General features: G+C 23.0%; 14 protein-coding genes and 4 tRNA genes. 10 read left to right on the top strand and 8 right to left on the bottom strand.

Annotated features, from left to right (window positions below; translation table 11 throughout):
- Nucleotides 1–35: 35 nt before the first annotated feature.
- The 3 genes from atpE to mnmG form a co-directional block, all read right to left on the bottom strand.
- Complete coding sequence (gene atpE, locus M3Y47_RS01710; protein ID WP_252839358.1) at nt 36–275, bottom strand: F0F1 ATP synthase subunit C; 240 nt, start codon at nt 273–275, stop codon at nt 36–38.
- 33 nt (nt 276–308) lie between these two features.
- Nucleotides 309–1,133, bottom strand: a complete 825-nt coding sequence (gene atpB / locus M3Y47_RS01705) for a F0F1 ATP synthase subunit A (protein ID WP_252839357.1) — start codon at nt 1,131–1,133, stop codon at nt 309–311.
- 185 nt (nt 1,134–1,318) lie between these two features.
- Complete coding sequence (gene mnmG / locus M3Y47_RS01700) at nt 1,319–3,217, bottom strand: tRNA uridine-5-carboxymethylaminomethyl(34) synthesis enzyme MnmG (RefSeq protein WP_252839356.1); 1,899 nt, start codon at nt 3,215–3,217, stop codon at nt 1,319–1,321.
- 375 nt (nt 3,218–3,592) lie between these two features.
- Between mnmG and M3Y47_RS01695 the strand changes: the two genes are divergently transcribed.
- A complete protein-coding gene (locus tag M3Y47_RS01695; RefSeq protein WP_252839355.1) occupies nt 3,593–4,213 on the top strand; it encodes a hypothetical protein in 621 nt (206 codons plus the stop codon).
- Between the two features lie 33 nt (nt 4,214–4,246).
- A complete protein-coding gene (gene der / locus M3Y47_RS01690) occupies nt 4,247–5,623 on the top strand; it encodes a ribosome biogenesis GTPase Der (RefSeq protein WP_252839354.1) in 1,377 nt (458 codons plus the stop codon).
- A gap of 18 nt (nt 5,624–5,641) precedes the next feature.
- On the opposite strand, the gene fdx is transcribed toward der, so the two are convergent.
- The 4 genes from fdx to M3Y47_RS01670 all read right to left on the bottom strand — a co-directional run bounded on the left by fdx (nt 5,642) and on the right by M3Y47_RS01670 (nt 8,321).
- The gene (gene fdx, locus M3Y47_RS01685) at nt 5,642–5,968 is read right to left on the bottom strand and encodes an ISC system 2Fe-2S type ferredoxin (RefSeq protein WP_252839353.1); all 327 of its coding nucleotides are present in this window, start codon (nt 5,966–5,968) and stop codon (nt 5,642–5,644) included.
- A 112-nt stretch (nt 5,969–6,080) separates the two neighbouring features.
- Complete coding sequence (gene hscB / locus M3Y47_RS01680) at nt 6,081–6,458, bottom strand: Fe-S protein assembly co-chaperone HscB (protein ID WP_252839352.1); 378 nt, start codon at nt 6,456–6,458, stop codon at nt 6,081–6,083.
- Between the two features lie 177 nt (nt 6,459–6,635).
- On the bottom strand, nt 6,636–7,025 hold the full coding sequence (iscU, locus tag M3Y47_RS01675) for a Fe-S cluster assembly scaffold IscU (protein WP_252839351.1): 390 nt from the start codon (nt 7,023–7,025) through the stop codon (nt 6,636–6,638).
- Nucleotides 7,026–7,103: 78 nt separating this feature from the next.
- Nucleotides 7,104–8,321 (bottom strand): IscS subfamily cysteine desulfurase, encoded by a 1,218-nt coding sequence (locus tag M3Y47_RS01670; RefSeq protein WP_252839350.1) that lies wholly within the window; start codon nt 8,319–8,321, stop codon nt 7,104–7,106.
- Nucleotides 8,322–8,582: 261 nt separating this feature from the next.
- On the opposite strand from M3Y47_RS01670, the gene M3Y47_RS01665 reads away from it, so the two are divergent.
- From M3Y47_RS01665 to M3Y47_RS01630, 8 genes are all read left to right on the top strand, one after another.
- Nucleotides 8,583–8,656 (top strand) — tRNA-Trp (locus M3Y47_RS01665).
- A gap of 129 nt (nt 8,657–8,785) precedes the next feature.
- Complete coding sequence (gene ilvD / locus M3Y47_RS01660; RefSeq protein WP_252839349.1) at nt 8,786–10,648, top strand: dihydroxy-acid dehydratase; 1,863 nt, start codon at nt 8,786–8,788, stop codon at nt 10,646–10,648.
- Nucleotides 10,649–10,729: 81 nt separating this feature from the next.
- Nucleotides 10,730–12,205 carry a ketol-acid reductoisomerase gene (gene ilvC / locus M3Y47_RS01655; RefSeq protein ID WP_252839348.1) on the top strand — a complete coding sequence of 492 codons (1,476 nt, stop codon included), beginning with the start codon at nt 10,730–10,732 and terminating at the stop codon, nt 12,203–12,205.
- 286 nt (nt 12,206–12,491) lie between these two features.
- On the top strand, nt 12,492–12,821 hold the full coding sequence (gene trxA, locus M3Y47_RS01650; protein WP_252839347.1) for a thioredoxin: 330 nt from the start codon (nt 12,492–12,494) through the stop codon (nt 12,819–12,821).
- 137 nt (nt 12,822–12,958) lie between these two features.
- On the top strand, nt 12,959–14,218 hold the full coding sequence (rho, locus tag M3Y47_RS01645; protein ID WP_252839346.1) for a transcription termination factor Rho: 1,260 nt from the start codon (nt 12,959–12,961) through the stop codon (nt 14,216–14,218).
- A gap of 203 nt (nt 14,219–14,421) precedes the next feature.
- Nucleotides 14,422–14,495: transfer RNA gene (locus M3Y47_RS01640), tRNA-Arg, on the top strand.
- A gap of 72 nt (nt 14,496–14,567) precedes the next feature.
- Nucleotides 14,568–14,643: transfer RNA gene (locus tag M3Y47_RS01635), tRNA-His, on the top strand.
- Nucleotides 14,644–14,710: 67 nt separating this feature from the next.
- Nucleotides 14,711–14,784, top strand: a tRNA-Pro gene (locus tag M3Y47_RS01630).
- A 22-nt stretch (nt 14,785–14,806) separates the two neighbouring features.
- On the opposite strand, the gene cyaY is transcribed toward M3Y47_RS01630, so the two are convergent.
- Nucleotides 14,807–15,130 carry an iron donor protein CyaY gene (gene cyaY / locus M3Y47_RS01625; protein ID WP_252839345.1) on the bottom strand — a complete coding sequence of 108 codons (324 nt, stop codon included), beginning with the start codon at nt 15,128–15,130 and terminating at the stop codon, nt 14,807–14,809.
- Nucleotides 15,131–15,274 lie beyond the last annotated feature (144 nt).

The raw sequence follows: 15,274 nt of genomic DNA, 5'->3' as shown, positions 1-15,274 counted from the left end.
ATTTTAAAAAAAATATTTTTGCAACTAAAAATTAACTATGAAATTCCAAAAATCATATATAACCCTAAACCAACTGTAATCATTGGAATAGCATCAACTAATCCCATCACAATAAAAAATTGCGCTCTTAAAATTGGAATAGAATCTGGTTGTCTTGCTGCGCCTTCTAAAAATTTACCTCCTAATATCCCAATTCCAATAGCTGCTCCAATAGATCCTAATCCAATCATAATTGCCGATGCTAAATAAACATAATTCATATTTGTATGATGCATAAACAAACCCCAAATTCTATAAAACATTGAAAGTTAATGTTTCTTCTTCTTAGTAATAGAAAGATAAATAATAGTTAAAACCATAAAAATAAAAGATTGTAAAAATATTATTAAAATATGAAAAATAGCCCACGGAACGCTTAAAACCCATTGAATCCACCACGGTAATAACGCAGAAATAAGTATAAAAATCATTTCTCCAGAATATATATTTCCAAATAATCTTAAACCTAAAGAAACTGGTTTAGAAAATAATGAAATTATTTCCAAAAAAAAATTAAAAAAAAGAAAATACTTATTGTTGAAAGGTTCTAAAAATAAACTTTTAAAAAAACCAATAAATCCTTTGTATAAAATATTATAAAAAATAATTAAAACAAATATACTAAAAGACATTGCAAGAACAATATTTATATCAGATGAAGGAACAAATCTCATATGAGAAATATGAAAAAGATATTTACAGAGAAATGGAATAAAATCAACAGGTAATAAATCCATTAAATTCATTAAAAAAATCCAAAAAAAAATCGTTAAGGATAAAGGAGCAATAAGAGGATTTTTATTATTAGGATATAATTCTTTTATATTTTTATTAACAAAATTGATTGAAAGTTCAACAAAAGATTGCAATTTCCCAGGAACTTCAAAATTTAAATTTCTGGAAACGCTATAAAAAAAACTGATAAAAACTAAACCTAAAAAAAATGAAAAAAAAATTGAATCTAAATTTATAATAAAAAAACAATTATCTTGATCATGATAACTTAAAATTCTAAATGTTTTTAAATTCAACTGAAGATGGTGCAAATGATGGCTAATATATTCTTTTGAATTAAATACACTTTTTAAAAACATTATAACTATTACCTTGGTAAAAAAATATAAAAAATATTTTTATATGAAAATATTTTTTAAAAAAAAATAAACATTTTTTTTAAAAAAAAATATTTGAAAAATAAAAGCATCCTATTTACATTAAAAAACTAAAAAAGATAAAAAAAATAATAAAAAATTAAAAATATAATCAAAAATAATAATTTTTATAACTTATTTTTTACAAAAAAATTATTTTTCTTTAAATAAATTAATAATATTGATATAGCTGATGGAGTCATTCCTGAAAGACGAGATGCTTGTCCAATTGAAGTTGGTTTATGAATATCTAATATATTTTTTACTTCCGTAGATAATCCTGTAATAGATTTATAATTTATTTTATTAGATAAAAAAATCTTTTCATATTTAAGATGTTTTTTAATTTCATTAGTTTGACGAGTAATATATCCATGATATTTAATTTGTATCTCTAATTGTTTTAGAGATTCAAAATCATTTGAAATTTTAGGATTATACAAATTTAAACTGATTAATTTTTCAATACTAATTTCAGGTCTTTTTAATATATTATAAAGATTAGTATTTTGTTTAATCGGATCCAATAAATATTTATTTAATTTGTTTGTAATAGAAAAATTTGGTTTAAATAAAATAGATTTAATATGCGATTTTTCACTTTCAATGTTATTAACTTTTTGATTATAACGATTCCATCTGAAATTATCAACTAAACCAATTTTTCTTCCAATTCTAGTCAATCTTAAATCTGCGTTATCTTCACGAAGTAAAAGTCTATATTCAGATCTTGCAGTAAACATTCTATAAGGTTCTTTAGTACCTTTTGTACATAAATCATCTATTAAAACACCTATATAACACTGATCACGACGAGGATACCAAAGGGATTTTTTTAAAGAAAAAAAAGCAGCATTAATACCTGCAATAATTCCTTGAGCTGCAGCTTCTTCATAACCTGTAGTTCCATTTATTTGACCTGCAAAAAAAAGACCAGAAACAAATTTAGATTCTAAAGTTAAATTTAAATCCATAGGATTAAAATAATCATATTCTACTGCATAGCCTGGTTGTAAGATTTTAGCATATTGTAAACCAGGAATAGTTTTCAAAAACTTTTTTTGTATACTAAACGGTAAACTAGTAGAAATACCATTTGGATAAATTATTTTGCTTTTTAAACCTTCAGGTTCTAAAAAAATTTGATGTCGAGATCTGTCTGAAAAACGTTTAATTTTATCTTCTATAGAAGGACAATAACGAGGTCCTAAACCGCTTATTTTCCCTGAATAAACAGCGCTTAAAAATAAATTTTTATTAATAATTTTATGAGTATCTTTATTTGTATATGTAATATAACAAGAAATTTGTTTATTTTTTTTTTTCTTCTGATGAATAAAAGAAATATATGGTATAGGAAAATCGCCTTTTTGTTTTTCTAATTTGCTAAAATCAATACTATCTTTATGAATTCTAGGAGGTGTTCCTGTTTTTAAACGATTAATTCTAAAAGAATACCTTTTTAACTTATCAGCTAATAAATTTGAAGGTTTATCTGTTATTCTTCCTCCTAAAAAAAGTTTTTTCCCAATATATATTTTTCCATTTAAAAAAGTTCCTGTAGTTAATACAATAGAATTAGAAAAAAAATTTATATTATTAATAGTAATCACACCAATAATTTTATCTTTTTTAATAATTAAATCTATAACTTCTTGTGCAAGAATAGATAAATTTTTTTGAGCAAACAATTTTTTTTTAACTATATGGGAATAAATATCACGATCAACTTGAACACGTGTTGAGCGAACTGCAGGTCCTTTCTTTAAATTTAAAGTTCTAAATTGTATACCAGAATAATCCGCAAAAATTCCCATAAAACCACCTAACGCGTCAATTTCTTTAACTAATTGACTTTTTCCAATTCCACCAATAGCAGGATTACAAGATAAACAACCTAATTTTTTTATATCTTGTGTTAAAAGAAGAGTTTTACAACCAATTCCAGAGGCAGCTAAACATGCTTCAGTTCCTGCATGACCTCCGCCAATTACTATAACATCATAAAAATTTTTTAATTTAGACAAAATTTTAAAATAACCTCGTTATTAATTGATATATATAATATATATTATTTAACTTATGTTTTAAAGAAATAAAAAAAAATAAAAGAATAAAAAAAAAATAAAAGAATAAAATAAAAAATAAAAAATAAAAAAAATAAATAACTTTAATTTTATTTAAAAAAATAAATAACTTATTATTATTAATAATTATTTTGTTCACAAAAAAGTTTTAATATATTTAAAAAATTGATTTTTGATCATTTTTTTTTTGTTTATAAAATGTTTATAACTTGTTTATAAAAAAATCTTTTAACATTTTTCTTGATTTTTTTTGAAAAAAATATAATATAATTTTTATATCTAATTTTTTTAAAAATCATGGAGTATATGAAGATTATGAATTTAAAAAGATATGTTAAAAGTGATTTTTTTATCTGTTCTTTTATTTTTTTATTTCTTTCAAGTTTTTTTGTTTTATTGCAAAATATTTCTTATACTAATTTAAGCAACAAAAGTTCATTTGTTTCGCATAATTTTTCTTCTTGTATAGAAAAAAAAAATGCTAATATAGTTTTTAAAAATGAGAAAGATGTAGATGATTTAAAAATAAATAAAATGTATTTTTTTAATCATAATTTAAATACAAAATTTGATTTTAAATATTTAAATGAACTAAAAGATAAATTAGATAAAAAAAAAGATTCTTTAAAAAACATTTTACATAAAAATCAGAATATCTATGGTTTTTTAATTTTTTTAAAAGTATTGATAAATCCTTTAAATGTATCTGATATTCCATATATTTTAGATACTTATCCTAAAGTTTTAACATATGTTAATGATCCAAATTTAAAATGTTTAATGTTATTAAGAGTTGCACAAGTTCAATTTTGTTATGGAGATAATAAAGGAACAATAAAAACTCTTGATAGTATAAAAGTATATCCATGGAATTTATATGCTCAACTTATAAAGAAAAATATTTTTCCATCCGTAGCAATTAAAACTTTACATTAGTTTACACATTTTGTAAAAAATTAGGTTAAAAAAATGAATTTTACCGTTTCTTTAATTGGTTATGAAAATGTTGGGAAATCTACAATATTTAATAATCTAACAGATGAATACTCTTTAGTTTTAAAAAAAATGAAAGGTGTTACGAGAGATCGGAAAACTGGTAAAGTTCATTTAAAAAAATTTTTTTTTACATTAATTGATAATCCGAGTTTTTTTTCTTCTAATAAAGTTTTGAAGAAAGAAATTTTGTTGCAAATTTCTTTGTCAATTAAAAACTCTGATTTTATTTTTTTTGTTGTTAATGCAAAATATGGATTAACTTACAAAGATAGAATAATTATCGAAAAGTTAAGAAAAAAAAAAAAAAAAATTATTTTAATAATAAATAAAATTGATAAAACAAAAAATTTAGATTTTATTAATGATTTTTATGCTCTCGGATTGAAAGAAATTTATAAAATTTCAGCTTTGAATTTAAAAGATATTTATTTTTTTAAAAAAAAAATAGTATCTTTTTTTAAAAAAAAAAATTTAATACAAGAAAATTCATTATTTAAAAAAGAAATATTTAAAAATATAGAAATAGTTAAAATCAAGATTGCGATAATTGGAAAACCTAATGTCGGAAAATCAACTTTAATCAATAAATTAGTGCAAGATAATAATAGATTAATAACATCTAATTTTCCTGGAACTACAGGTGATATTATTCAAACTTTTACATATTATGATCAAGTAAAATATATTTTTTTTGATACAGCAGGAATACGTAGAAGATCTAAAATAAATTCTTTTTTAGAGAAATTTTTTGTGAAAAATTCTATTAGTCAATTGAGAAAAATTGATTTATCAATATTGGTTATTGATTCTTCTGAAAAAGTTGTTTCTAATCAAAATTTAGTTTTATGGAATTTAATTAATAAATTTGGTTTTCCTGTAATTATTCTTGTAAATAAATGGGATATTTTAACAAAGACAGAAAAAATATCTTTTAAAGAAAATATTTATTTTCGCTTTCGATTTGTAAAAAATATTAAATTTTATTTTGTATCATTTCTTTTTACAAAAAATATTAGAAAGTTTTTATTACAATTAATTAAAAAATTTTATTTTATTTCTAAAAAAAAAATAAATAGTTCATTTTTAACAAAAATTTTATATCTTGCTTTAGAAAAAAAGAAACCTCCATTGTTAAATAGAAAAAAAAAATCTACATTAAAGTATGCAAATTTTGGTGGAATAAATCCACCAATAATTGTTATACATGGTAATAATTTAGACAATTTATCTCTTTCGTATAAGAAATATTTAAATAATTTTTTTTCATGTCATTTGAATTTATTAGGTTCTTCTCTAAAATTAGAATTTAAAAATAGTAGAAATCCTTTTCATAATAAAAAAGATTATTAAATTTTTTATAAAATTATTTTAATTATGATTTGCAGTATATAAAGGTATTTTTACTTCAATATCAAATTTTCCTAATTTTGCTTGACAAGATAAACGACTTTTTTCAGTTAAACCCCATGCTTTATCTAGTATATCTTCTTCTTTTTCTTTCATTGTAGACAATGTTGAAAATCCTTTTTTTATAATGCAATGACATGTACTACAAGAACAAGATTTTTCACATGCGTGTTCAATGTTTACATTATTTCTCAATGCTACGTCTAAAATTGATTCTCCTTCTTTCCCAAAAAAAGAACCCCCTTTAGGTAATAATTTTTTATGTGGTAAAAATTTTATTTTAGGCATTTTAATAACTCTTTTATTAAATGAATATATTAATTTAAAATTTTCATGATTTTTTTTATAATAAAAATTATTTAAAAAAAAGAAAATAATTTTATTGGTTAAAATTTTTTTATTATTTTATTTTTTTTTTAAAATTTTTTAAAAAAATAATTTTTTGAAAGATAATATAAGATTTTTTCCAAGATTTTTTTATTAATTTTATTTTTATTTTTTTAAGATTTTTTTTAAATAGAGAATCAATTTTACGTATAAAATTTAATATTGCTTTTTTGTTTTTTTTTTGTTGTATTTTATTTAGTTTTTTATATAGTTTGTATTGCTTATATAAAAATTTTTGATCTAAAGTGTTGTGTGTTTTATTAGATTTAATATCAAATCCATTTATTTTTAAAAGATATTGTATTCTTTTAATTGTATTTTTTAATATTTGATATCCTTTATTAATATAAATTGATCTTTTTAAAATATTTTTTTTTTTTTTGTTGAACAATTTATATGCATATCAGGATGATATTTTTTTTGTAGGGAGTAATATTTTCTTAATAATTTTTTTTTATTAATTTGAAATTTTTGTGGTAAATTAAAGTATTCGAAATAATTCATAAGATCTCTTTATTAAAAAATATGTTTTATGAAATTTATTAAAAAAATTCATTTTATAAATTATTTATTTAATTTTATTTTTTTTTTTATAATCTTGGATTGCTGCTTTAATAGCACTTTCAGCTAATACAGAACAATGTATTTTCACTGGTGGTAAACTTAATTTTTTTGCAATATTTTTATTTTTAATTTTACTTGCTGAAGTGATTGATTTTCCTTTTATCCATTCTGTAATTAATGAACTTGAAGCGATAGCTGAACCACATCCATAAGTTTTAAATCGAACATCTTCTATAATTCCTTTTTTATTAACTTTAATTTGTAATTTCATGACATCTCCACATGCAGGAGCTCCTACTAATCCATTCCCAATTTTCTTGCTTTTTTTATTTGCAAAAGATCCGACGTTTCTTGGATTTTCATAATGATCAATTACTTCTTTACTATATGACATAAATTTATCCTATGTTATCAAAATTTATAATTATTGTTTTTGATTTTATTTTTTTAATTATTTTTTTTCCGAAATATTTTATGTATTCCAAGTTACTGTATTTAAATCAATTCCTTCTTGAAACATTTCCCATAGCGGAGAAAGATTACGTAATTTTTTTACAGATTTTTGTATTAATTTTATTGTAAATTCAATTTCTTTTTTTGTTGTAAATCTTCCGATAGAAAATCTTATAGAACTATGAGCTAATTCATCTTTTAAACCAAGTGCTTTTAACACATATGAAGGTTCTAAACTTTCTGAAGTACATGCCGATCCTGAAGAAATTCCAATTTCTTTCAAAGACATGATTAAAGATTCGCCTTCAATATAATTGAAACTAATATTTAAAATATGAGGTACTCCATTTTTTAAATTTAAGTTGCTATTTAAATTAATTTCTTTAATTTGTGATAATCCGTTCCATAATAAATCTCTTAATTTTTTTATTTTTAAAAAATCTTTTTTTTGTCTTTTACGTGCAATTTTACATGCTTCGCTCATTCCAACGATTTGATGTACAGGTAATGTTCCAGATCTCATACCTCTTTCATGCCCTCCTCCATGAATTTGAGGATGTAATCTTACTCTTGGTTTTTTTCTTACATATAAGACTCCAATTCCTTTTGGTCCATAAATTTTATGAGCAGAGAAAGATATTAAATCTATTTTTGTTTTTTTTACATCAATTGAAATTTTTCCTATACTTTGTGTAGCATCTACGTGAAAAAAAATATTATTTTTTAAACAAATTTCAGAAATTTTTTTAATGTCTTGTATTACTCCAATTTCATTATTAACATGCATAATAGAAATTAAAATTGTTTTTTTAGTAATTTTTGATTTTAATTTTTTTAGATTAATTAAACCATTTTTTTTTGGAGTAATATATGTAATTTTAAATTTTTTTTCTTCTAAATAACGACATGTATCTAAAACAGATTTATGTTCTGTTTTACTTGTAATGATATGATTTCCTTTTTTTTGATAAAACGATGCAATTCCTTTAATAGCTAGATTATTTGATTCTGTTGCTCCTGATGTAAAAATAATTTCTCGCGGATCAGAATTAATTATTTTTGCAATTTCAAATCGAGAAATATTTACAGCTTCTTCTGAAGCCCATCCAAATTGATGTGATCGAGATGCAGAATTTCCAAATATTCCTTTTATAGTTAAATATTTTTGCATTTTTTTTGCTACAGCAGGATCCACTGGTGTAGTTGATGCATAATCTAAATAAATTGGGATTTTCATTTTTTTGTGTTCTTTATAAAAATTTATTATAATTTATAAAAATATTTGAAAAATTTTAAAAAATTATATTTTTTAAAAAAATTTTTGCCATATATATTTTATGTATGTATTATACATTATAATATATTAAAAAATTTAATTTTTATAAAATTTAATTTTTTTATTTTAAAGTAAATTTTAAAAGATTTATTTTGGTATTTTTTTTAAATTTTTAAAATAGATTTTCTTTTATTTTTTTTTTTTTTTTTTTTTTATTTTTGAAAGGGTGTAGTTCAATTAGGTAGAGCATCGGTCTCCAAAACCGACTGTTGGGGGTTCGAGTCCCTCCACCCTTGTATATTTTTATGAAATTATTTAATATGAAAAAAAAAGGAAGTTTAAAAATATACTAATTTTTATTAGTTTTCTAATAAAAATTTTATTTTTTTTATAAAAATTTCTTAAATTTTTAAGGAATTAAAATTATGCCAGAATATCGTTCTAGAACTACTACTCAAGGAAGGAATATGGCAGGAGCAAGAGCTTTATGGAGAGCTACTGGAATGATAGATGAAGATTTTAAAAAACCTATTATTGCAGTTGTAAATTCATTTACAGAATTTGTTCCAGGGCATATCCATTTACGAGAGGTATCAAAGATAATTTCTCGAGAAATATATCAATCTGGTGGAGTTCCAAAAGAATTTAATACTATAGCAATCGATGATGGTATTGCTATGGGTCATTCAGGAATGTTATATTCTTTACCTTCTCGGGAATTAATTGCGGATTCAGTTGAATACATGATTAATGCACATTGTGTAGATTCTATGATATGTATTTCCAATTGTGATAAAATTACTCCAGGTATGTTAATGAGTTGTTTAAGATTAAATATTCCTACAGTTTTTATCTCAGGTGGACCCATGGAAGCAGGAAAAAATTTTGATTTAAAAAATTCTATTTTGCAAAGTTTTAAATTGGATTTAGTAGATGCAATTTCAAGTGGTGGAAATGTTAATTTTTCAGATCTTGAAGTTGATAAAATAGAAAAATCAGCTTGCCCTACATGCGGTTCGTGTTCAGGAATGTTTACTGCAAATTCTATGAATTGTTTAGTAGAAGCTCTTGGATTGTCTGTTCCTGGAAATGGTACTTTATTAGCCACACATACGGCTCGAAAAGATTTATTTATTCAAGCAGCAAAATTAATTGTTAAAATTACAAAAAAATTTTATAACAATAATGATCAAAATTTTTTACCTCGAAATATTGCTAATAAATTATCTTTTTATAACGCAATGGGATTAGATATTGCCATGGGAGGTTCAACTAATACAGTTCTTCATTTATTAGCTGCGGCTAGAGAAGGAAAAATTGATTTTAATATTAAAGATATAGATTATTTATCAAAAAAAATTCCTCATTTATGTAAAGTTTCTCCTAGTACATCAAAATATCACATGGAAGACGTTCATAGAGCAGGTGGAGTAATTTCTATTATGTCTGAGTTAAATAAAAAAGATTTAATACATCCTCAAACAAGAAATATTCTTGGGTTAACTTTATTACAGACATTAAAGAAATATGATGTTTTATCAACAAAAAATAAAAAAATAAAGAAAATGTATTTAGCTGGACCAATGGGAGTGAGAACAAAAAAGGCTTTTTCACAGTCTTTTTATTGGAAAAATTTAGATATAGATAGAAAGAAAGGATGTATTAGATCAATAGATTATGCGTATAGTAAAGATGGAGGATTAGCTATTTTATATGGAAATTTAGCAATTCATGGTTGTGTTGTAAAAACAGCAGGTGTTCCTACAAGTCTTCAGAATTTTCAAGGTTATGCTAAGGTTTATGAATCACAAGAAGAAGCTTCTTATGCAATATTAAATAAAAAAATTAAAAAAGGAGATGTAGTAGTTATTCGATATGAAGGACCGAAAGGAGGGCCAGGAATGCAAGAAATGTTATATCCCACAACGTATTTGAAATCAGTAGGATTGGATCAACATTGTGCTCTGATTACAGATGGGAGATTTTCTGGGGGAACTTCTGGATTATCTATTGGTCATATATCTCCTGAAGCTGCAAATGAAGGATTAATTGCGATAGTTAAAAATAATGATTTAATAAATATTGATATTCCGAATAGAAAAATAAATTTAATTATCTCAAAAAAGGAAATGAATTATCGTATAAAATTGGAAAGAAAAAGAAAAATTCCTTTTACACCGTATTATAGAAAACGTATTATTTCTCGTGCTTTAAAATTTTATTCTTTTTTTGCGATGAGTGCTGATCAAGGAGCAATAAGAAATAAAAATAAGTTAAAAGATTTTTAGTTTGATATTTTTAGATAACAAAAAAATATAGAACTATTTTTTTATATTTTTTTAATGAATTATATTTAGAGGTTATGAAACATGTTAAATTATTTTAATCAATTAAATTTTCGTGAGAAAATTAAAGAATTAAGAGAATGTTGTATAATTAAAAAAGAAGAGTTTAATCAGAAGTTAAAAATATTAAAAGATAAGAACATTGTTATTATTGGATGCGGAGCGCAAGGGTTAAATCAAGGTTTAAATATGCGTGATTCTGGATTAAATATTTCTTATGCATTAAGAAAAGAAAGTATATTAAATAAAAATGAATCTTGGTTACGAGCGATTAATAATAAATTTTATGTAAATACTTATGAAAAGCTTATTCCTAAAGCAGATCTTGTTATTAATTTAACTCCTGATAAACAACATCAATTTGTGATTCATAAACTTCAGGCATTAATGAAAAAAAATTCTATATTAGGATATTCTCACGGTTTTAATATTGTTGAAATGGGAGCTATGATTAGAAGCGATATTACTGTTATTATGGTTGCTCCAAAATGTCCTGGAACTGAAGTTCGAGAGGAATATAAAAGAGGATTTGGTGTTCCTACCTTAATTGCAGTTCATAAAAAAAATGATCCATTTAAAAACGGTATAGATTATGCTAAAGCATGGGCGTTCTCAATTGGTTCACATAAAGCTGGTGTTTTACGATCTTCTTTTTCTGCAGAAGTGAAATCCGATTTAATGGGCGAGCAAACAATATTATGTGGTTTATTACAATCTGGATCTATTGTTTGTTATGAATATCTTGTAAATGAAGGACATAATCCTGGATATGCAGGAAAATTAATACAAAATGGATGGGAAGTAATGACTGAATCTTTAAAGCATGGAGGAATTACTTTAATGATGAATAGGTTATCAAATCCATCTAAAATACGAGCGTATAAATTATCAAATAATTTAAAAAAAGTTTTTAAACCGTTATTTAGAAAACACATGGATAATATTCTTTCAGGAAAATTTTCTGAGAATATGATCAAAGATTGGAATAATGGAGATAAAAAATTACTATTATGGAGAAAAAATACTAAATGTTCAATGTTTGAAAATTCTCCAAAATATTTAGAAAAAATATCTGAAGAAGAATATTTTCAACATGGAGTATTTATGGTAGCACTTTTAAAAGCAGGAATTGAATTAGCTTTTGAAGTGATGGTAGAATCTGGAATTTTAAAAGAATCTGCTTATTATGAATCATTGCATGAATTACCATTAATTGCAAATACTATTGCGCGTAAAAAATTGTTTGAAATGAATGTTGTGATTTCTGATACTGCTGAATATGGAAATTATTTGTTTTCTAAAAATGCGATTCCTTTATTAAAAAATTTTATTTTGAATTTAAAATATGGAGATTTAGGAAATTTATTAGTTTCTAATGATGTAGATAATATAGAATTAAAAAATATTGATGAAAAAATTTATAATCATTCTATTGAGAAAATAGGACGGAAATTAAGAAAATATATGACTGGGATGAAAAAAATTTCTTTACATTCTTAATGTTAAAGTTCAGTTTTAAAAATATTTTTTATAATTTTTTATACAAATTTTAGATTATAAAAAATTATTTTTTACGATTACTCTTTACATAAATTATTTCCATTCAAAAAATAATTTTGTAAATTTTATTAGAATTTATTTTATTTTTTAGAAAAGAATTTTTTACATAAATTTGTAGTAAAATAAAAATAAAACTTTTTATAAATTAATTTTTAGTTTTTAAATAAATTTTTATTTATAAAAAGATACTTGAATTTTAATAAATAAAATTTATAGTGAGTATAAAATGGCGAAATTAATAAGATCTGTTACCGATGAATCTTTAAAAGATTATTTATTGAGTTGTAAAAAATATGTTTTAGTAGATTTTTGGGCTTCATGGTGTGCTCCATGTAAAAATTTATCTTATGTTTTAAAAGAAATTATAAATGAATATGATAAAAAATTAGAGATTGTTAAATTGGATATTGAAGAAAATTCAAATTCTGCTTTAAAATATTCTATTCAAAGTATACCAACATTAATATTGTTTAAAAAAAATAAAATTATTGATAAAAATATTGGTTCTATTTCTAAAAATGATTTAAAAATTTTTTTAAACAAATATATTAAATAAATATTACATATAAAATCTTTTAAAAATTCTATATTTTTTTTATTTTTTTATAGTAAAGGATATAGAATGTTTAAAAATTTAATCAGTATTTTTTTTTAATATACACGACCTCGATTTTTATTAAGAAACCCACCATTATGAATCTTACTACTCTTAAAAATACATCAGTTTCTAAATTAATTAGACTTGGCGAAAATATGGGGTTAGAAAATCTCGCTCGTATGCGAAAACAAGATATTATTTTTTCTATTTTAAAGCAACATGCAAAAAGTGGAGAAGATATTTTTGGAGATGGAGTGCTAGAAATATTACAAGATGGATTTGGATTTTTAAGATCTTCAGATAGTTCTTATTTAGCAGGACCTGATGATATATATGTTTCTCCTAGCCAAATCAGAAGATTTAATTTAAGAACCGGAGATACTATTTCAGGAAAAATAAGACCGCCAAAAGAAGGAGAAAGATATTTTGCTCTATTAAAAGTGAATAAAGTAAATTATGATCAACCAGAAAATTCTCGAGGAAAAATTTTATTCGAAAATTTAACACCTTCGCATGCAAATTCTCGTTTGCGCATGGAAAGAGGAAATGGTTCAAAAGAAGATTTAACAGCTCGTGTATTAGATTTGGCATCACCTATTGGAAGAGGACAAAGAGGTTTAATAGTAGCTCCTCCAAAAGCAGGAAAAACTATGCTTTTACAAAATATTGCACAGAGTATTGCTTATAATCATCCAGATTGTGTTTTAATGGTATTATTGATTGATGAAAGGCCTGAAGAAGTTACTGAAATGCAGAAATTGGTTAAAGGAGAAGTTATTGCATCTACCTTTGATGAACCTTCTTCGCGTCATGTTCAAGTTGCTGAAATGGTTATTGAAAAAGCAAAGAGATTGGTTGAACATAAAAAAGATGTTATAATATTATTAGATTCTATAACAAGATTAGCGCGAGCATATAATACTGTTGTTCCATCTTCTGGTAAGGTTTTGACTGGAGGTGTAGATGCTAATGCTTTACATAGACCGAAAAGGTTTTTCGGGGCTGCTAGGAATGTTCAAGAAGGAGGAAGTTTAACAATTATTGCAACTGCATTAATTGATACTGGATCAAAAATGGATGAAGTGATATATGAAGAATTTAAAGGTACTGGAAATATGGAGCTTCCTTTATCGAGGAAAATAGCAGAAAAAAGAGTTTTTCCAGCAATTGATTATAATCGTTCTGGTACAAGGAAAGAAGAATTATTAACTTCTGTCGATGAATTACAAAAAATGTGGATTTTACGTAAAATTATTCATCCTATGTCTGAAATTGATGCAATGGAATTTTTAATAAATAAATTATCTATGACTAAAACAAATCATGAATTTTTTGATATGATGAAACGCTCTTAAAAATATTTTTGGAACGTATTTTAAAGTAAAAATTTTAAAGTATTTTAAAAAAAATTTTTATTCTAATAAGGAGATTTGTTTAGGAAAAATATTTTTTTATTAGAATATATGAATGATTTTTCAACATAAAAATTTTATAAATCATTTGTTGCTTAAATAAAAATAATTTTTTTTTTAAAATATTTATACAGATCATATAATTTGCGTCTGTAGCTCAGTTGGATAGAGCACTATTTTCCGAAAATAGAGGTCTCAGGTTCAATTCCTGATAGACGCAATACGAATATAATTTTAAATTTTTATTGATATATTTGATAATATATAATATATTAAATAATTAAAATATATGGTGGCTATAGCTCAGTTGGTAGAGTCCTGGATTGTGATTCCAGTTGTCATGGGTTCGAACCCCATTAGTCACCCCATAAGTTTTTTTATTTGATTTATTAAAAATTTTTGAAATAATAACCTGAATTATTAAAAAATTTTTACCGGCGAATAGCGCAGCTTGGTAGCGCAACTGGTTTGGGACCAGTAGGTCAGAGGTTCAAATCCTCTTTCGCCGAAATATCAAATTAGTTGATAATTTTATTTTCCAAATATATTTTCTTTTGTTTTTTTTAGAAAAAATTTTTTTAAAAAATCAAATAATTCATATTTTTTTTGACATATCCATTTATTATTTTTATATTTAAAATAATATCCTTTATATTGAGTAGCTATCCAAATTTGTTGTAAAAATTCCTGTCTTGTAATTATTATTTCATTTTTAGATTTAATATTAATTTTTGTTGTGTTTCCACTTTTTTCATAATCTATATCTAATTTTCCTTGATAATTGTCTAGATATTTTTCTATTTTTTCTATTGTTTTATCAACTAATTGATGGAATTTTTTTTTTATAATAATCATTTTTTATTTTTTGTATCCTTAGATAAATACATTATAATAATGAATTTTAAATAATTTTTTTAAAGTTAAATTTTTATGATAAAAATTTTATACATCGCTCGATTTTTAATTTTTTCAATAAATTTTATAAATTTATTTTATGCG

The sequence above is a fragment of the Buchnera aphidicola (Sipha maydis) genome (genome assembly GCF_024029855.1).
Taxonomy (GTDB): domain Bacteria; phylum Pseudomonadota; class Gammaproteobacteria; order Enterobacterales; family Enterobacteriaceae; genus Buchnera_J; species Buchnera_J aphidicola_BI.
The sequence above is the reverse complement of the archived record's forward strand: the minus strand, read 5'-3'. Positions and strand labels throughout refer to the sequence as shown.